This window comes from Streptomyces sp. MP131-18 (assembly GCF_001984575.1).
GTDB lineage: Bacteria > Actinomycetota > Actinomycetes > Streptomycetales > Streptomycetaceae > Streptomyces > Streptomyces johnsoniae.
Genome location: NZ_LZNS01000001.1, coordinates 501,497 through 520,027, shown reverse-complemented (window position 1 = coordinate 520,027; position 18,531 = coordinate 501,497). Strand labels below are relative to the sequence as shown.

13 protein-coding genes are annotated in these 18,531 nt (G+C 70.3%); 9 read left to right on the top strand and 4 right to left on the bottom strand.

Annotated features, from left to right (window positions below; translation table 11 throughout):
- Nucleotides 1-146 precede the first annotated feature (146 nt).
- Together STBA_RS02330 and STBA_RS02325 are read left to right on the top strand one after the other, a co-directional pair.
- Nucleotides 147-1,316: a histidine kinase gene (locus tag STBA_RS02330; RefSeq protein WP_077057634.1), complete on the top strand. Its 1,170-nt coding sequence runs from the start codon at nucleotides 147-149 to the stop codon at nucleotides 1,314-1,316.
- Nucleotides 1,313-1,981 (top strand): response regulator transcription factor, encoded by a 669-nt coding sequence (locus tag STBA_RS02325; RefSeq protein ID WP_077057633.1) that lies wholly within the window; start codon nucleotides 1,313-1,315, stop codon nucleotides 1,979-1,981. Before STBA_RS02330 ends, STBA_RS02325 begins: the two co-directional genes overlap by 4 nt.
- Nucleotides 1,982-2,114: 133 nt before the next feature.
- Here STBA_RS02325 and STBA_RS02320 read toward each other — a convergent pair whose 3' ends face one another.
- Together STBA_RS02320 and STBA_RS02315 are read right to left on the bottom strand one after the other, a co-directional pair.
- Entirely contained in the window at nucleotides 2,115-3,083 is a 969-nt protein-coding gene (locus tag STBA_RS02320; protein ID WP_077063047.1) for a right-handed parallel beta-helix repeat-containing protein, read from the bottom strand.
- Between the two features lie 262 nt (nucleotides 3,084-3,345).
- Nucleotides 3,346-4,077 (bottom strand): class I SAM-dependent methyltransferase, encoded by a 732-nt coding sequence (locus STBA_RS02315; protein WP_077057632.1) that lies wholly within the window; start codon nucleotides 4,075-4,077, stop codon nucleotides 3,346-3,348.
- Between the two features lie 199 nt (nucleotides 4,078-4,276).
- On the opposite strand from STBA_RS02315, the gene STBA_RS02310 reads away from it, so the two are divergent.
- Nucleotides 4,277-5,530 carry an alginate lyase family protein gene (locus STBA_RS02310; protein ID WP_077057631.1) on the top strand — a complete coding sequence of 418 codons (1,254 nt, stop codon included), beginning with the start codon at nucleotides 4,277-4,279 and terminating at the stop codon, nucleotides 5,528-5,530.
- A 208-nt stretch (nucleotides 5,531-5,738) separates the two neighbouring features.
- Nucleotides 5,739-10,475 carry a fibronectin type III domain-containing protein gene (locus STBA_RS02305; protein WP_143659409.1) on the top strand — a complete coding sequence of 1,579 codons (4,737 nt, stop codon included), beginning with the start codon at nucleotides 5,739-5,741 and terminating at the stop codon, nucleotides 10,473-10,475.
- A 45-nt stretch (nucleotides 10,476-10,520) separates the two neighbouring features.
- Here the strand turns inward: STBA_RS02305 and STBA_RS02300 are convergent, their stop codons facing one another.
- Nucleotides 10,521-11,591, bottom strand: a complete 1,071-nt coding sequence (locus tag STBA_RS02300; RefSeq protein ID WP_077057629.1) for a LacI family DNA-binding transcriptional regulator — start codon at nucleotides 11,589-11,591, stop codon at nucleotides 10,521-10,523.
- Nucleotides 11,592-11,983: 392 nt separating this feature from the next.
- On the opposite strand from STBA_RS02300, the gene STBA_RS02295 reads away from it, so the two are divergent.
- Genes STBA_RS02295 through STBA_RS02285 form a run of 3 tightly spaced genes read left to right on the top strand, consistent with a single transcriptional unit; the run spans nucleotide 11,984 to nucleotide 15,241 of the window.
- Nucleotides 11,984-13,306 carry an extracellular solute-binding protein gene (locus STBA_RS02295; RefSeq protein WP_077057628.1) on the top strand — a complete coding sequence of 441 codons (1,323 nt, stop codon included), beginning with the start codon at nucleotides 11,984-11,986 and terminating at the stop codon, nucleotides 13,304-13,306.
- 31 nt (nucleotides 13,307-13,337) lie between these two features.
- On the top strand, nucleotides 13,338-14,297 hold the full coding sequence (locus STBA_RS02290; protein ID WP_079251668.1) for a sugar ABC transporter permease: 960 nt from the start codon (nucleotides 13,338-13,340) through the stop codon (nucleotides 14,295-14,297).
- Nucleotides 14,294-15,241, top strand: coding sequence for a carbohydrate ABC transporter permease (locus tag STBA_RS02285; RefSeq protein ID WP_077057627.1), 948 nt, complete (start codon nucleotides 14,294-14,296; stop codon nucleotides 15,239-15,241). The genes STBA_RS02290 and STBA_RS02285 overlap by 4 nt, the downstream gene beginning before the upstream one ends.
- Before the next feature lie 113 nt (nucleotides 15,242-15,354).
- Here the strand turns inward: STBA_RS02285 and STBA_RS02280 are convergent, their stop codons facing one another.
- A complete protein-coding gene (locus tag STBA_RS02280; RefSeq protein WP_077057626.1) occupies nucleotides 15,355-16,428 on the bottom strand; it encodes a LacI family DNA-binding transcriptional regulator in 1,074 nt (357 codons plus the stop codon).
- 188 nt (nucleotides 16,429-16,616) lie between these two features.
- On the opposite strand from STBA_RS02280, the gene STBA_RS02275 reads away from it, so the two are divergent.
- Together STBA_RS02275 and STBA_RS02270 are read left to right on the top strand one after the other, a co-directional pair.
- The gene (locus STBA_RS02275; RefSeq protein ID WP_077057625.1) at nucleotides 16,617-17,543 is read left to right on the top strand and encodes a sugar ABC transporter permease; all 927 of its coding nucleotides are present in this window, start codon (nucleotides 16,617-16,619) and stop codon (nucleotides 17,541-17,543) included.
- 6 nt (nucleotides 17,544-17,549) lie between these two features.
- A complete protein-coding gene (locus STBA_RS02270; protein ID WP_077057624.1) occupies nucleotides 17,550-18,497 on the top strand; it encodes a carbohydrate ABC transporter permease in 948 nt (315 codons plus the stop codon).
- The last annotated feature ends 34 nt before the right edge of the window (nucleotides 18,498-18,531 follow it).

The following is an 18,531-nucleotide window of genomic DNA, read 5'->3' as shown; positions in this document are numbered from 1 at the left end:
CCCCGTCACCCGCCGCCGCCGACAGCGCGCAAGGGACCCGTTCACGGCGGCCAGGACCCCTCGAACGGACCGGGACACCCGACTTTGGTAGGGGATTCACCGGCGGCCGGGCCGTCGGCCGGACGCGGCTGGGTACCGTCTCCCTCATGGGGCGTGCGCAGATCGTCGATGTCGGGGTGGTGGCCCTCGCCGGCCTGCTCACCTCGGTGAACATGGCGACCCAGATCCCGGCATTCCGCGCGCCGTACGACGCGATCGTCGGCGGCCTGCTGCTGACGGGCGCGCTGTCGCTGTGGTTTCGCCGGCGGGCGCCCGTCGCGGTCGCCTGGTTCATCGCGGGACTCGCCGCCATGCTGGTCGCAGCCGTGTGGATCTGGCCGGGCGCCGAGCCGGGGACCCAGGCGGAGGCGGACAGCACCCTGCTGCCGGCGGCGGCACCGTTCGCCGCGTACAGCGTGGAGGTCTTCGGCCGCGGTCGTCGGTCGGACCTGCTGCCGCTGGCCGTCGTCGGCGTCGTCGCCTGCCTGGGCGTGCCGCCCGCCGCACGTGTCAGCATCGTCATCGGCCCGGTCCTGACGCTGGTCGGCGGGCCCGCGGTGCTCGGCCGGTACCTCCGGGCCCGGGCAGAACGCCGGGAACGCGAGCACCGGCTGAGCGCCGAGCGGGCCCGGATCAGGGAACGTCAGCGGCTGGCCGCCGAAGTGCACGACATCGTGAGCCACCGGGTGAGCGTGATGGTTCTCCAGGCCGGGGCTTTGCACCTGACCACGGCCGACGAGTCGGCCCGGCGGGCGGCGGGGGAGCTGCGCGCCACCGGCTGCCAGGCCCTGGCGGAGCTGCGGGACCTCGTCGGGCTGCTCAGCGCGGACGGCCCCTCGCAGACCTCGGCGCACGCCGGCCGCGAGCCCCTGCCCGATCTGTCCGTGCTGGTCGAGGCGTCGGAGTCGGTCGGCATTCCCGTGGAGACCCGCACGGTGGGGGACCCGGCCCTGGTGTCCCCCGCGGTCGGCCGCACGGTGTACCGCGTCGTCCAGGAGGCGTTGACCAACGTGACCAAGCACGCGCCCGGTTCGCGGGTCCGGCTGGAGGTGCGTTATCTCCCCGCCGGAGTGGAGGTCAGCATTCACAACACCGCGCCGACCGGGACGGGCGACGCCGCGTTGACGTCCGCCGGCGGCGGCGCCGGGCTGCTGGGCCTGCGGCGGCGCATCGAGCTGATCAACGGCACGCTGCGGGCCGGGCCGTGCCCCGATGGCGGGTTCCGGGTCGACGCCGGGCTGCCCTCGTTCGTCCGCGCGACGGGTGAGGGCCGGTGATCCGCGTTCTCCTGGTCGACGACGACCCCCTGGTGTGCGCACATCTGCGGACGATCCTTGGGACTGCCGACGGCATGGAGATCGCTGCCGAGGCGTACGACGGCGCCGAAGCGCTCGAAGCCGTCACCAGGTACCGGCCGGACGTCGTGCTGATGGATCTGCGGATGCCCGGCGTCGACGGCCTGACGGCCATCGCCCACATCAGCGCGCTCAGCAAACCACCGGTCGTCGTCGCCCTCACCACCTTCGACACCGACCACCACGTGCTGGAGGCGCTGCGTGCGGGCGCGGCCGGGTTCCTGCTGAAGTCAACGCCGCCGGAGGACCTCATCGGACTGATCCGGGTCGCGGCGGACGGGCATACCGTGCTCTCTCCGGCCGCGACCCGGCGGCTGCTCGACACCGCGGTCGGCCGCCAAGCGGGCCGCGACAGCACCTCCGCGCTGGTCGGGACCCTGACGGGAAGAGAGCACGAGGTCCTGGCCTGCTTGGGGCACGGGCTGTCCAACGCCGAGATCGCCCGCCGGCTGCACCTCACCGAGGCGACGGTCAAGGGCCACGTCTCGCGCATCCTGGTCAAACTGGACTGTGCGAACAGAACGCGGGCCGGACTGCTCGCCCAGCAGGCCGGACTCCTTTCGCCGCCCCGGCCCGCAGGCGCCTGAACGACCGCACGCCGAGGGGGCCTTCGAGGTCCAGTCCGCACCGTGGCGGTCTGCACCCGGGCCTGCGCATACGGCCGTTCCGTATCGCCGATCGCGATACGGAACGGCCGTCCGCGGGCGCGGAAACGGGCGGTCAGATCCTGCCGGCCCCGGCGCGTGCGGTGACGCTGGACTTGACGCCGCTGGCGCTGTCCAGCGAGTACCCGTACGGGATCGAGGCGACCGAGCCGCCGGTCTCACCGGAGCCGGAGTTCACGAAGTGGTTGTTCCTGGCCACCAGCGAACCATCGTCGGAGGAGCCCTCACCGAGGTGGAACGGGTCGTCGGTGTTCTCGAAGTAGTTGCCCTCGACCAGGACGCCCGCGTTCTCCGTGGAGGCGACGCCGTAACTTCCGACGCTGTCGAAGTAGTTGTTGTACACGTGCACCGGGTTGCCGAACCTCACCCGGGGATTGCGCTGGTTGGTCCCGTCGAACCAGTTGTGGTGGTACGTGACCCGGAGCTTCCCGGAGTCCTCCGAACTATTGCTGTCCGAGTGGCCGAGCAGCATGTTCTTGTCGACGTCGTACGAGCGGTTCCACGACACGGTGATCCGGTCCGAGGCCCGCTTGATGTCCAGTGCGCCGTCGTTCGGGTTGGTGAAGCTGTTGTGATCGATCCACACGTTCGTCGCGTACTCGACGTTGATCCCGTCATCGTCCGAATTGCTGAACGTGAGGTTCTGGACGATCACATTGTTGACGCGGGAGATGTTGATTCCGCTCCCGTTGATGCGCGCGGAGGAACCGACCCCCAGGATCGTGGTGTTGGCGGACACCTTGACCATGCTGCTGAGGTTGATCGTTCCGTTGACACGCACCTCTTTGGCACCGGACCGCTGGACCGCGGAGGTGAACTCCGAGGCGTTGTACACGTTGATCGTGGTACCGCCGGCGCCGCCCGTGGTGGCGGCGCCGAAGCCGGTGGGGGAGCCGACCGCCAGGGTGTGCTGGTCGGACGTTTCCGCCGCCGTGCCCGATCCGGCCGCACCGACGGTAAGGCTTACCGCCGTTGCGAAAGCGACAATACCGGCCAATGTGAACCTTGCGCTCGTCCTGCGCATGATCTCTCCGATTCGCGGCAGGTGGTGCGAGGAATGGGGGGTGTGGAGCATGTGCAATGCCTGCGGAGGAATTCCGCTCGACCCGGCATGCGTGCCGATATTAAGCCCGAGTTGTGTGGGTGATGAGGGGCGTCGTGTGCACTATTCCGGTGTCCTCGTCCCCGGCGCGGCGCCCCGGCCCCCCGAAATGCGGCGAAAACTTTCGCATGGCCGGCCTGTCGCGCGTTCGACGATCGACGTTCAACGTTCGGCCCCGGTGCCGTCAGACTCGCTCGTAGACCGAGACGTGCTTGCGGCTCGCGGCCGTGAACGGGCTGCGGTCCCAGTCCCCGTACCGCTGCCGCAGGCGCATCCCGGCCACCTCCGCCATCAGGTCGAGCTCACTCGGCCAGCAGTACCTCAGCCGCAGCGGCCGCAGCGTGGTGCCCTGCGCGTCGAAGGCCACCCGCTGGTAGGTGACCGCCTGCTCGACCGGGTCGTGCAGCAGGAACTCCATGTGCACCGCGTCCTTTGACAGGGCGCGGGTCGCGACGCGCTGGCCGCGGTCGAACTCGGTCACGTCCTGGACGAAGCACTCGATCACGAACACGCCGCCCGGCTGGAGCACTTCGGCGACGTTGCGGAAGCAGTCGACCTGACGGGCCTGGTCCGGCAGGTTGAAGAGGGTGTTGAACACCAGGTATGCCAGGGCGAACGGCCCTGTCACCGGCACGTCCGCCATGTCCCCGATGACGGTCGGGACCGCCGTGCCGCCCGGCTTCGCCCGCATCCGTTCGGCCATGGCCGCCGATCCCTCGACGCCTTCGACGGCGACGCCCCGCGCGGCGAGCGGCAGGGCCACCCGGCCGGTGCCCACGGCCAGTTCGAGCGCCCGCCCGCCCGCGGGCACCAGCCCGGCGAGAAAGTCGACGGCCGGCGCGGGGTCGGGGGCATTTCCCTCGTCGTACTCGTGTGCGTAACGGTCGAAGAACGACGGGTCGTTGAGTCCGCTCATGCCGGAGACCCAACCAGCACCCGGCCGCCCGCCGCCACTGGTTTCCGCGGTCCGGCCCGCGGGCCAGGACCGGCGCCGGCGGACGCGGTCGCCCGCGGGGCATCGAAAGTTTTCCATGGTGACTTCAGAGAACGATTTCTGTTCATCTGCGCGATGATGACAGGCGTCTCCCTCACCCCACACAGGAGGTTACGCATTCATGCGGGACAATCGATTGCAGCCCGGCCGGACGACGAGCCGCCGTCGCCTGCTCAAGGCTTCCGTCCTCGGCGCGGGGGCGGTCGCCCTGACCGCGACCGCCCAGGTCGCCACGGGGGCCGGGGCGCCCGCGCCCCGCGCGGATTCCGTCCGCCCGCTGGCGTTCGCCCACCCCGGGATGCTGCACCGGCAGTCCGACTTCGACCGGATGGCCGACCGGGTCGCGGCCGGTACCCAGCCGTGGCTGGCCGGGTGGAACCGGCTCACGGCCAACGGCCACTCCGCCGCGAGCTGGACGCCCAGGCCCACGGCGACGATCATCCGCGGCGGCGACGGCCAGAACTACCCGCAGCTCTACAACGACATCCACGCCGCGTACCAGAACGCGCTCCGCTGGAAAGTCACCGGCGACACGGCGCACGGCGACAAGGCGCGCGACATCCTCAACGCCTGGTCGGGCACACTGACGACGGTGACCGGCAACGCCGACCGGTTCCTGGCCTCCGGCATCTACGGTTACCAGTTCGCCAACGCCGCGGAGATCATGCGCGGTTACTCCGGCTTCGACCTGGGCCGCTTCCAGCGCATGATGACCGATGTCTTCTACCCGCTGTGCGACAACTTCCTGGTCAACCACAACGACGCGTGCATCACGAACTACTGGGCCAACTGGGACCTGTGCAACATGGCCGCCATCATGGCCATCGGCATCCTCAACGACGACCAGGCCATGTTCGACCGCGCCGTCGACTACTTCCACAACGGCGAGGGCAACGGCTCCCTCCCGCACGCCGTCCCGTTCCTGCACGGCGACCTCGCCCAGTGGCAGGAGAGCGGCCGGGACCAGGGGCACAGCCTCATGGGCATCGGCCTGATGGGTTCGATCTGCGAAATGGCGTGGAACCAGGGCGTCGACCTCTACGGAACGGACGACAACCGCTTCCTGAAGGCGTGCGAGTACGTCGCCCGCTACAACCTGGGCCACGACGTGCCGTTCACCACGTACGGCTGGGGCACGGGCCAGAACTGCGCCTACCGCGAGCACACCGTCGTCTCCGCCGCGGGGCGCGGCCAGGTGCGGCCGGTGTGGGAGCGGATCTACCACCACTACTGGGGGCGGCAGGGCCTGAACACGCCGAACGTCGCGGAGATCGCCCGTGCCAACAGCCCGGAGGGCGGCGGTGGCGACTACGGGACCACCAGCGGCGGCTTCGACGAACTCGGCTTCGGCACCCTCACCTACGTGCTGAAGTGAGCCGTCACGGGGCGGCCGGCCCGCCGTGCCCGTGCGCACAGCGCGCGGCGCGGCGCGCCGGCGTGTGGAGCTGGGATCAACGTTCTCTCACTGCCTGAGCGGGTCGCATATTAGCCGTGTCCAAGTGGTTTTCCTCGTCGGTGCGTGCCTGTACCTTCCTCCTCTAGAAAACGTTTGCTATCCATCAGTTCGGAGGAGCGACATGCACGTGCCGCGAAGAGGCGCACCGAGACCGCAGCACCCGCCCTTCCGGCCGGTGCTCGGCCTGATGACGCTGCTGGTCCTGGTTGCGGGGCTGCTGACCGCGGTCCCCGCGGGGGCCGACGACCGTTCCGGCGGGGGCAACGTCGATGTCCTGACCTTCGGTGACGAGGCGTCCGAGGCGGCCCACGGCCTGGTGGCGCCCGGCACCACGGTGGAGACCGGGGAGGCGGGGAAGACGGCGCGGGTGGCGCAGCCGCCGGACCCGCCCGGCCCGCGGGCGGCGGACCTGACGTTCACCATGGCGGTCGACCCGCGCGACCAGAACTACCTGACGGTCAAGTTCTGGGGCGGGGACACCAGCACGGAGAAGTCGATCGTGTACGTCAACGGCGAGCAGCTCGGCTACCGCAGGTCGGGTGACTACGAAGCGCTCAACCCCGGGCACGCCCGCCCGGTGCCGGACCGTTTCGTCCACGCGACGGTCATGCTGCCGCTGGCCATGACCCAGGGCGAGGAGAAGGTGGAGATCACCCTCGCGTCCTTCGCGAACGACTTCTCCACCCCGCTGACCGAGCCCTCGCGCGGCTTCTACCGCGCATACACGCACACCGACGCCCGGGTGGACCTCTCGGCCGAGGAACTGCCGGCCGGGGACCTGCCCACGCAGGTGGCGGACGCGCTGCCGGCGGCGGAGCGGCAGGCTCTGATCGACGGGTACACGCAGACCCAGCTCGACAACTTCCACACCATGTCGGAGACGGTCGACGCCTCGGGCAGCGCCCGGCTGAGCATCGAACGCTACAAGGACGATCTGCGGTTCTACGCCACCGCGCTCACCCAGGACTGGTCACCGGCCGAAACACCGGAGGACAAGGCGGCGGCGCTCGAACGGATCTTCCGGACCATCGACAACCACGTCATCGACTACTACGGCAACACCATGCTCCTCGGCAACGGCGGCCACCAGTCCGACTGGGGCGGCTACTACGGCGCGCTGGGCGAGGCGCTGTACATCGTCGAGAACCTCATCGCGGACGAGGAGGTCTACGGCCGCGAACGGTTCGACGCCTTCCTCGACCAGCCCTTCGACACCGGCACCGAGGCCGGCGAGACCTCGCTGGCCGCCGAGGACTGGGACGGCGGCGAACTGACCCGCCGCGAGGCGTGGGAGCGCACCCTCAAGGCCAACTTCGACTTCGCCCGCTCCCGGCTCTCCTACATATTCAACCAGGTCATGTACACCTACGAGGGAGCCTGGGAGGCCCACGAGGGTCTGCGGGTCATCGGCAGCGAGTTCTACGAGGGCAAGGAACGCAGCCACGCCATCGTGCGGGAGTCGCTCGGCATCGCGCCGTTCCTCGGCGAGGAGGTGCTCGTCGGCCCGGAGGGCGAGGAACTCGACCTCTTCCACTCGCTCTTCTGGCACGACCGCACCGCCCGCTACACCGACGACTACCGGCAGATCGTGATGAAGGGCCTGGCGCGCAGCGCGGTCGACGAGGACGGTGGCGTCCGGCGCCGCCTCCCGCTCGGCGAGCACTACCCCACGATCACCGCGGCAGGTCTCACCCGGGAGAACGGCTACGTCGGCAACTACGGCGAGTCCACCAACTACTTCCCCGAGTGGTTCCACCGCACCTGGGGGCACGCGGGCGACGAGGAGCTGAACGACGAGATCCTGGAGATCACCCTGCGCAACCTCCATGCCCGCGGCTACACCCGCTACAGCGACACCGACGCGGACGGCAACCGCGTCATGCGGATGAACCAGGTCGTCGACGAGCGCAACACCGGCTTCCCCGGCAAGCTCGCCTACACCAGCGTGGACCGCCCGATGCACTTCGCCTCCCTGGAACAGCACATGGCCGACCACGCCGGGCACTACGCGGGCGAGGAGTGGGCGGACAGCTGGCGGTACGCGGCGGAGGCCGTCGGCTTCATGCAGCAACAGCTCGCCGACAACCAGTACTTCAACAACTTCGCGACCAACACCGGCGCCAAGTGGCGCGAGGATCTGCGGCTGGCCGAGACCTACGCATACGTCACCGGCGGGCGCGCCGCATACGAGCGGTTCGACGGCGAGGCGCGCGCCCGGGTGGTGCTGCCGCAGACGGATTTCGACCGTTACACCGAGGACCAGATCGCCGCGCTCGGCGTGGACCCGGCCGACTACGAGCAGTTCGCCTGGGTGGACGTCGACAACGCGTTCGTCTCGCTCCGCGACGGCGAGACCCGCATCTTCGGCGCGCTCAACGAACGCCAGCGCGGCTACGCGGGGAACGGCCGGCTGCATGTGCTGAACGGCGACCACCACGCGATCGTGCAGGTCGAGACCGAGGGCGTCTTCGCGTACGAGGACTACTACGGCAGGATGGACAACATCGACGTCGACTTCATGGAGGACCAGCAGACCGGCGGCGCCGACGCCCCGCAGGCCCTGGCCGGCGAGATCGCGCCGATCGTCCGCCAGCCGGGCGTCGGCGAGGTGCGGCGGGAAAACTTCGAGGCGGACCACGCCTACTCCGGCTACCCCGATCTGCTGACCGCCCAGTACGGCGAGTACTTCTTCGCGTTCAACACCACGCGTCCCGAGTACGGCAACGAGACCAGTCACGAGGTGCGGCTGCCCGCGGGCACCCGCGGGCTCGTGCTCGACCTCGTCTCCGGCACCGAACTGCGCGTGCACGACGGCGCCGTCGTCGTGCCGCCCCGTTCCGCGGTCGTGCTGAGGCTCGACGACCCGGCCACCGAGCGGCGGCCGTCGAACGTCGACTTCGCCCACGCGGCCCCGGGCGACGGCGAAACCGCGCTCAGCTGGAACCCCTCGGCGGGGGCCGAGTACTACATCGTCCGGCGCGCGAGCCGCGGCGACGGCGAGTTCGAGACCATCGCCCGCCGCGTCACCGGCACCGATTTCGTGGACGAGCACGCGCGGGACGGCCGTTCCTACTCCTACTCCGTGACCCCGGTCAACCGGCACGGCCGGGGCACCGCGTCGCATCCCGTCGAGGCGGACCTGACCGACCCGGTCTCCCCGCGGCTCGCGGGCACCGGCTGGCGCGACGACAGGCTCGGCTCCCTCACCGCCGGACGGGCCCGCGTCTCCCGCGACGGCATCACCATCACCGGCGGGAACGGCTCAGGACTGGGCGCGGGCGACGACTACATGCTCCACACGCGCGACATCGACGACTCGCTGCACTACGTCAGCCGCCCGCTGACCGGCTCGGGAACCGTCACCGCGCGGCTCGACGGGCACGAGGGGCCGGCGACCGGCGTCATGCTGCGCGACTCGCGCGACCAGGACACACGCCACGACCGCTACGTCTACTTCGGCGCCGACCAGGACGGCGACCTCGTGCTGGCCAACCGTTCCCGCGACAGCCGCCACGACTGGCAGGACGAGGTCCGCAGCCCCCTCAGCCTGCCCGCCGAGGGCATGGACGCCGACTCCCACCCCTGGCTGCGCCTGCAACGCGACGCCAGAACCGGCCTGGTCACCGCGTTCGCCTCGGCGGACGGCCTGACCTGGGAGTACGCCGGGGAGCTGTTCACCCCCTTCGCGCAGAGCGTCCACGCGGGGGTCACCGCGGCCCGGAGCGGCACGTTCACCGCCGTCGACGTGGACCGCACCGCCCCGAACGACGTCCTGCCCCACGCCCGGCGGGACGCCGACCGCGTCACCCTGACGTGGAACAAGCCCAAGGACGCCGTGGCCTTCGAGGTCTACCGCACCGACGACGCGCGCACCGCCCGGTACGACCCCGCCCGCCGCCCGCACGGCTGGGAACGCGTCGCCGAAGGCCCCGCCACCTCCGTCACCGACCACCTGCGCACCGGTCAGGCGTACTACAAGGTCGTCGCCCGGCTCGCCGACGGCGGCCACCGCACCTCGCGCCGGCCCGTCGCCGCCGAGGCCGAACCGCTGGAACAGGTCATCGCCCGTGCCGGGGACGTCGATCCGGGCGCCCACACCCGGGGCAGCCACTTCCTCTTCACCGAGGAGCTGGCCGCGGTCGAGGCCGCGGCGAGCCGGCCGGACGCCGACGTTCCCGCGCTGGTCGACCGCGTCTACGACGCCTACGGGCTGCTCGTCCCCCGCGACACCCTGCTCCGGCCGGTGCCGGTGACGAGGGACATGGTGCTCGCCTCCACGCCGCCCTGGGGCGGCGGGGGCACCTCGCAGGACAACGCCTGGCGCGCCTTCGACGGCGACACCGCCACCTTCACCGACACCACGGCGGCCACCAGCTGGATCACGGTCGACTTCGGCGACGCCGGGCCGGTCGGCGTCGACGCCGTGCGCCTCCACCCCCGCACGGGTCAGGTGACACGGGCGAACGGCACCCGGCTCCAGAGCTCGAACGACGGCGGCCTGACGTGGGAGACGTTCCACACCGTCCAGGGCGTGGGCGAACCGCGCTGGTACGACGTGGCGTTGGCGGAGCAGGTGAGCAGCCCGCTCTTCCGGATCTTCGACGACCACGACGGCCGGGCCAACCTCGCCGAGGTCGAACTCCGGTCCTGGACACGCGACCTCACCCTGGCCGCGCTGCTCCTCGAACGCGCCGCCGCGGTCGACCGCGGCCGGTACACCGAGGACACGCTGGCCGCTCTCGACGCCGCCGTCGCCCTCGCGCAGGAGGCGGTCGACGCGGCGGACGGCGGCCAGGAAACCGTCGACACCGCCGCCGACGGCCTGCTGGCGGCCCTGACCGGACTGGCGGAACGCGCCGTCTGACGCCCGCACCGCCCCGCACCGCCCCCCGCCCCCGTCGCCCGCCGTTCAGGAGCGCGCCGGGGGCGGCGGGGGCGCGGTGGATTCGCGGACCACCAGGTGGGTGCCGAGCACGAGGTGCTGGTCCGCCGCGGAGATCGTGCCCTCCCTGAGCCCCAGCGGCAGCCGCACGGCCGCGCGGCCCAGCTCCTCGTACGGCACGTGCACCGTCGTCAGGCGCGGGCGCAGATCGGTGGCCGGCGCGACATCGTCGTAGCCGACCAGGGACACGTCTTCCGGCACGCGCAGGCCGCAGTCGTTCAGGGCGGTCAGCGCACCGGCCGCGGCGCTGTCGGTGACGGCGAAGACGGCCGTGAACGCCAGGCCGCCGCGGATGCTCCCGACGATCCGGTCATGGGCCGTGTCCCGCTCGAAGTCCGACTCGATCACCAGCCGTTCGTCCGCATCGCCGCCGTGCTCGTGCAGCGCCCTGCGGTATCCGGCCAGCCGCGCCGTCGCCGTCGTCGTGCCGAGCGGGTCCGCGCCGACGAAGACGATCCTGCGGTGCCCGCGGGCCAGGAGGTGGCTGACGGCCGCATGCGCCCCGGCCTCGTTGTCGTACTCGATGACCGTCGCGGGCACCCCGTCGCCGATCGGCGGCCGGCCGCACAGCACGAGCCGCGAACCGGACGCCTCCAGGGAGCGGGCGACCTCCGCGAGCCGCCGCCGGTACCGTTCGTCGTCCATGACGCCGCCGACCAGGATCACCGCGCCCGCCCGCTGCGCGCGCATGGTGCGCACCACGGCGAGTTCGCGTTCCGCGTGCCCCTGGGTCGTGCAGATGAGGCAGAGCCGCCCGCGCCGGGCGGCCTCCTCCTCAGCCCCGTGGGCGACCAGCGCGAAGGACGGGCCGCGCACGTCGTTGACGACGAACGCGACCGACTCGGTCGCCTGCCCCCGCAGGGCGCGGGCATGCGAGTTGGCCACGTAGTCCAGCTCCTCGACCGCGCGCAGCACGCGCTGGCGCGTGTGCCGCGTCACCGGGTAGGACCCCGACAGCACCCGGGAGACGGTGGCGACGGACACCCCGGCTCGTTCGGCCACGTTCCGCAGTGTCTTGGGGCCTTCGTTCGGACTCACCGGCCGGACATATAGAAAAGGTTAATCTCCATCTCGCCGAGTGTAAGCGCGCGTTGCGCGTCCGGCCACCCTGGCCTGAGAAGTTCGGGCACGAGGATTGACGCGCTGTGAAAGGGGCGTCTACCGTGCCGGTACGGCGCGATCCGGGGGTACGGTCCCGGTGCGTGACGGCAGAAAAGGATTTCTCTACGTCGGGGGCTGTGCCGTACGACCCGCGGGTCGGTGTGGCGTTCCCCCTCGGATGGCGACTCCCCGTCGATGGATGAAGGGGGATCGGCACCCGGCTTGAGAAAACGTTTACTTTCAAAGTGCACCACGGACGGTCACGTCGGCGCCGGGGACCGGCGTGCGACGGCCCGCACCACGGATCGGAAATCTCAGGGAGCAGGAGCATGAAGAGCGCGATGAGGCGTTGCCTGACCTGCGGCGTGACCCTCGGTCTCGTCGTCGGCGTCACGGCGTGCGGCGGGGGCGGCGACGACGACTCCGGATCGGGCTCCGGCCCGGTGACGATCGAGCTGTGGAGTGAGCGCGCAGGCACCGAGACGGCGGTCGCCGCCTTCAACGCGGCGCACGAGGACGTCACGATCGAATGGGTCAACGTCCCGAACGCCGACCTGCCGAACAATCTCAACAACGCCCATGAGGCCGGCGATCCTTCCGGCACCGCCTGTCTGGCGCAGACCGACAACCGCAACGGCGCCATGCTGCTGGCGCAGGGGGTGATCGCCGACATCGGCGAGCAGGTCGAGCCGCATACGGACGCGTTCTCCGAAGGCGCCGTGGACGCCCTGACGATCGCCGACACCGTCTACGGGGTCCCCATCCAGCGCCAGCCGCTGTTCTCGGTGTTCTACGCACCGGCCTTCGAGGAACGCGGCCTCGACTACCCGACGACGTGGGAGGAGGCGATCGAGGCCGGGCGGGAACTGAAGGAGGACGGCATCCACATCTTCAACCTGGCCGGTGAAGACCCCTCCACGTTCATGGGCCTCGCCTGGCAGGCCGGGGCGCGCTGGTACCAGGTGGAGGGCGACGCCTGGAAGATCGACTTCGTCAACGACGCGTCGCTGTGGGCCGCGGACGTCATGCAGACGCTGCTGGACGAGGACCTGGTCGAGCGCATCTCCTACGCCGAGTACGCGGCGATGATGCAGCAGTACGACCAGGGGAGGATCGCCATGCGGCAGGTCTCAACCTGGCAGCTCACCGGCCACCAGCGCAACATGGACGCGTCACTCGGCCAGTGGGAGCCGGCGCCCAACCTCATGGACCCCGGCGCGAGCGCACCGGTCTCGGCGGCGGACACCGCGGGCTACATGGTTCCCTCGCTGTGCGAGAACCAGGAGGCGGCGGTCGAGGCGGCCGTGTGGCTGGCCACCCAGGAGGAGCCGGTCACCGCGATGGCCGACCCCGTCGACGGCTCCGGCTGGTACCCGGCCGTGGCCGACTCCCGGCCCTACCTCGACGCCGTCGTACCGCGCGATCTGTTCGGCGAGCATGCCGGGCAGGCCGTGCCGGTCATCGAAGAGGCGGCGGCCGAATTCGCCGAGGGCTGGGTCTACGGGCCGAATTCCACCGCCATGTACGAGGAACTCGCCGATCAGTGGGGGAAGGCGATGAACGGCGAGATCACCGTCGAGTCGGTCCTGACACACATGCAGGAGTGGACCGTGCGCGATCTGGAACAGCAGGGCCTCAACGTCGTCGAGTGACCCGGTTCCCGAACAAGGTGAGGCACCTTCCATGACGATTACCGTCACCAAGTCGGCGCCGGCTGGTACCGGACCGGACGCATCCGCTCGTCGCCGATCGCCACGCTGGCGGACACTGCGCGCGGCCAAGGGCGCGGGCTTCGCCGCCCCCTTCCTCCTCGGCTTCCTCTTCGTGTTCGTCGTCCCGGTGGGGTACGCCCTGTACGAGAGCCTGTTCTCCGAACGGAGTTCCGGCCTCGGCATCGGCGGCCGGGAGCGGGTGTTCGTCGGCTTCGACAACTTCTCCCGCGGCTTCGAGGACGGCGCCTTCTGGCTGTCCATCGGGCGGGTCCTGACGTTCGCGAGTATCCAGATCCCGGTCATGCTGCTGCTCGCCCTGACGATGGCGCTGCTGCTCGACACCGTCGCCACGCGCACCGCCCACCGGTACCGGCTGGCGTTCCTGGTGCCCTACATGATCCCGGGCATCGTCGGCACGCTCATGTGGATGTACCTCTACAGCCCACGGCTGGGACCGATCACGGACGTCCTCGACGGGCTCGGCATCAGTAGCAACTTCTTCGCCTCGGAGATGCTGTGGGTGTCGATGGGCAATCTGCTCACCTGGAACGGCGTCGGCTTCAACATGCTGATCATCTACGGGGCCCTGCGGGCGGTGCCGCGGGAGATCTTCGACGCGGCCCGGGTCGACGGCGCCTCGGAGTTCAGGATCGCCATGTCGATCAAGGTGCCGTACGTGCGGGGCGCACTGGTGCTGACCAGCATGCTGTCGATCATCGGGATGCTCCAGATCTTCAATGAGCCGCTGCTGTTCCGTCAGGTGGCGCCGGAAACGGTGACCAAGAGCTATACGCCGATCATGTTCATCTACTTCCAGGCGTTCGACAGCAACGACTACGGCTATGCCGCCGCCCTGTCGATCATCCTCGCGATGCTCGTCGGCGCCGTCTCCTTCGCCTTCTACAAGCTCACGAACAGGCCGCAGCCATGACCCTCACCGAACAGGACGCGACCACCACCGTGTTCCGTGACCGCAGGCGCCGGCGGGCGCAGCGCCGCGCCGCGGAGGACCGGGACGAACGCCCGCCGGGCGGCCGCCGTCCGGCCTCGTCCCGCGTGCTGGTACTGGTGGCCCTCGCCCTGCTGACGCTGTACTCCGTCGCCCCCGTGTGGTGGCTGATCGTGTCGGTCACCAAGGATCAGCGGGACCTGCTGTACTCCAACGGCCTGTGGTTCGCCGAGCTCAACTTCTTGGACAACCTTGATCAGGTATTCACCTACAACGACGGCATCTTCGTGCGCTGGATGGGCAATTCCCTGCTCTACGCCGGAGTCGGCGCCGCCGTCTGTACCCTGATCTCGGTCGCCGCCGGATACTCGCTGTCCCGCTTCAGCTGGCCCGGGCGGCAGGCCGCGATGGCCGCGGTCATCGGCTCGTTCCTCATTCCCGGCGCCATGCTGACCCTGCCGCTCTATCTCCTCTTCGCCGAGGTCGGCCTCGTCGACTCCGTCTGGGCGGTCCTCATCCCGACGTTCATCAGTCCGTTCTCCGTCTACCTCGCCAAGGTCTACGTGGACGGCGCCATCCCCGAGGAGATCATCGAGGCCGCACGGATCGACGGCGCGGGCGAGGTGCGGATCTTCTTCCAGATCGTCGCCAGGATGATGACCACCGGCAGCGCGACGGTCTTCCTGCTGTCCTTCGTCAGCAACTGGAACCAGTTCTTCCTGCCGCTGACCATGCTGCGCGGCGAGGACAAGTGGACGCTCAGCCTGGGGCTCTACTACTGGAACGCCAAGCGCGACGAGGCCGGGACCGACCTCACCGCGCTCGTGCTCACCGGGGCGCTGCTGTCCATCATCCCGCTGGCCCTCTTCATGATCGCCATGCAACGCTACTGGCGCACCGGCGTGACCCTCGGCAGCCTGAAGTAGCCGGTGCCGGTGCGGGTGCCGCAGGCGGGGGCCGCCCCCCTCCGCGGCGGCACCTCGCCGAGCCCGCCGCCCGCTCGTCCCGTCGGACCGCGGTGCGGTCGACGTGCGGGCCGTCAACTCCCTGTGTTCGGTGGGGCGGTGGTGGAACGGATGACGAGGCGGGTGGGCACGAGCGTGGTGCCGCGTTCGGGTGCGTCGGTGCGGAGCTGGCGCAGTACGCCTTCCACGAGCAGGCGGCCGACCTGCGCGAAGTCCTGGTGGATGGTGGTCAGCGGCGGGATGAACGAGGCCGCCTCCGGAATGTCGTCGAACCCGACCACGCTGATGTCTTCCGGCACGGCCCGGCCCTTCTCGTGCAGCGCGTGCAGCAACCCGAGCGCCATCTGGTCGTTGGCGGTGAACACCGCCGTGCAGCCGGGCTCGTCGGCCAGGCGCAGCCCGGCGCGGTAGCCGGACTCGGCCGACCAGTCGCCCCGCACCGGCGGCGGCGACTCCCGGCCGGCCTCCGTCAGGGTGGCCCGCCAGGCGTCGGCCCGCCGCTGCGCGGCGAAGGACTCCTTCGGGCCCGCCAGGTGCCAGACCGTGCGGTGGCCGAGGTCCAGCAGGTGGCGCACCGCCTCGCGGGTGCCGCCGGCCTGGTCGGTGTCGACGACGCTGTAACGGTCGCCCGCGTCGGAGTCGGCGACCACGACCTGCACGCCCGGCGGCAGCGAGACCGTGGCCGTGTCCAGCAGGTGCACCTCCATGATCACGATGAAGGCGTCCACGGCCAGCTCGCCGAGCCGCGTGAAGGCGCCGCGCACCTCGTCCTGCGTCGGCGCGGCCACCGGCAGCAGTGTGACGGCGTAGCCCTCGTGCGCGGCGGAGGAGGCGATGGCTTCGAGCGTGCGGACGTTCCCGGTGGTGGAGAGCGTGAACAGGATGACGCCCAGCGTGCGGAACTCGCCGCTCTTCAGGGCGCGGGCCGCGCTGTTGGGCCGGTAGCCGAGCTCCTTCATGGCGGCCAGCACCTGGAGGCGGGTCGCTTCGACGACGGTCGGGTGGCCGTTGGAGACGCGGGAGACGGTTTGCGAGGAGACGCCGGCCAGCCGTGCGACGTCCGCCATGGAGACCCGGCGCACCCGCCGGGCCGCCGGACCCGCGGCCGGGGGAGAGGGACTGCCCTCGCTGTCCACGGGCTCCGCCATGTTCGTCCGCCTCCCGAAGTCTTGACGCGTTCCAGGGAGAAGTGTAAACATCTCGCGACACCGATGTTTGCGTAAACATCGCATAACGCCCTCGCCGCCCCGGGCCGGATGTTTGCGCGAACGCGGATCTTCCCCGGCCGCACGAGCCGAGCAGCACGAGCCGAGCAACACGACGAGCGAGGTACCGCATGACGACGCTGTCCCCGCCCGCGCGAGCGGGACGCAACGCGCTGTCCCCGTCCGGGCCACGCCGCAGGCGCCGCTGGACGGGCTGGGCGTTCGTCGGACCGTTCATGGCGGTCTTCGCGCTCGTCTTCCTGGCCCCCATCGGGTATTCCCTCTACCTCAGCCTCTACCAGGATCAGCTGGTCGGCGGGAACTCGTTCGTCGGCCTGGACAACTACCAGCGCGCCCTGGAGGACCCGCAGTTCTGGGAAGCGCTGGGCCGGGTGGCGACATTCCTGGCCGTCCAGGTGCCGATCATGCTCTGCATCGCGCTGCTGGTGGCCCTGGCACTGGACAGCGGCCGGCTGTACGGCAGGGACTTCTTCCGCATCACGATCTTCCTCCCCTACGCCGTGCCCGCCGTCGTCGCCACCCTGATGTGGGGCTTCATGTACGGCACCCGCTTCGGCCTGGTCGGCAACATCAACGACGCCCTGGGCACCGATCTGCCCGACCCGCTCTCGCCCGACCTGATACTCGCGGCCATCGGCAACATCGTGACCTGGGAATTCGTCGGCTACAACATGCTGATCTTCTACTCCGCGCTCCGCGTCATCCCGCACTCGCTCTACGAGGCGGCCGAGATCGACGGGGCCGGGCAGTGGCGCGTGATCACCGCCATCAAACTGCCCGCGATCCGCGGCGCGCTGGTCATCGCGACGATCTTCTCGATCATCGGCACCTTCCAGCTGTTCAACGAGCCGAGCATCCTCCAGAGCCTGGCGCCGAACGCCATCACCAGCGACTACACGCCCAACCTCATGACCTACTCGCTGTCCTTCGCCGGCCAGCAGCACAACTACGCGGCCACGGTCGCCATCGTCATGGGCCTGCTGACCATGATCGTCGCCTACGTCGTGCAGCTGCGCGGCATGCGAAAGGAGTCGTGAGCGGCGATGAGCGCTCCCGCCCCGACCGTCAACGCGCCGCACGGCACCAGGAGCCGCGCGCCGCGGCTGCGCCCCGCCCGCCGTCCCGGCCGCGCCGCGGGCCGACCGGGCCAGCGCCGCCGCAGCGTCCCGCTGACCCTGGTCACCGGCCTGGTCCTGCTCTACACGCTGGTGCCGTTGGCGTGGCTGTTCATCAACGCCACCAAGACGCAGTCGAGCCTGCTCGACTCCTTCGGCCTGTGGTTCAGCGGCGACTTCGCCCTCTTCAGCAACATCGCCGACACCTTCACCTACGACGACGGCGTGTTCGGCCGCTGGCTGCTGAACACACTCATGTACGTGGCCCTCGGCGCCGGCGGTGCCACGTTCCTGGCCGTACTGGGCGGCTACGCGCTGGCCAAGTACGACTTCCCCGGCAAGCGCGGGGTGTTCGCCGTGGTCATCGGGGCCGTCGCGGTGCCGGGAACGGCGCTCGCGGTCCCCACGTTCCTGATGTTCAGCGAGATGGGGCTGACCAACACCCCCTGGGCGGTGATCATTCCGTCCCTGATCTCGCCGTTCGGGCTCTACCTGATGTGGGTGTTCGCCAGCGAGGCGATCCCCACCGAACTGCTCGAAGCCGCCAGGATCGACGGCTCCGGCGAGATCGGCACGTTCTTCCGGGTCGCGCTGCCGATGCTGGCGCCCGGCATCGTCACGGTCTCCCTGTTCACCATCGTCGCCACCTGGAACAACTACTTCCTGCCGCTCATCATGATCAAGGACCCCGACTGGTACCCGCTGACCCTGGGGCTCAACGCGTGGAACTCGCAGGCATCCACGGCAGGCGGCGAGGCCATCTTCAACCTGGTGATCACCGGCTCGCTGCTCACCATCGTCCCGCTGATCGCCGCGTTCCTCCTCCTCCAGCGCTACTGGCAGTCCGGCCTGGCCGCCGGAAGCGTGAAGGGATGAGCCGGCCGCGTCCCTCGACCCCCGTCCGCACCCC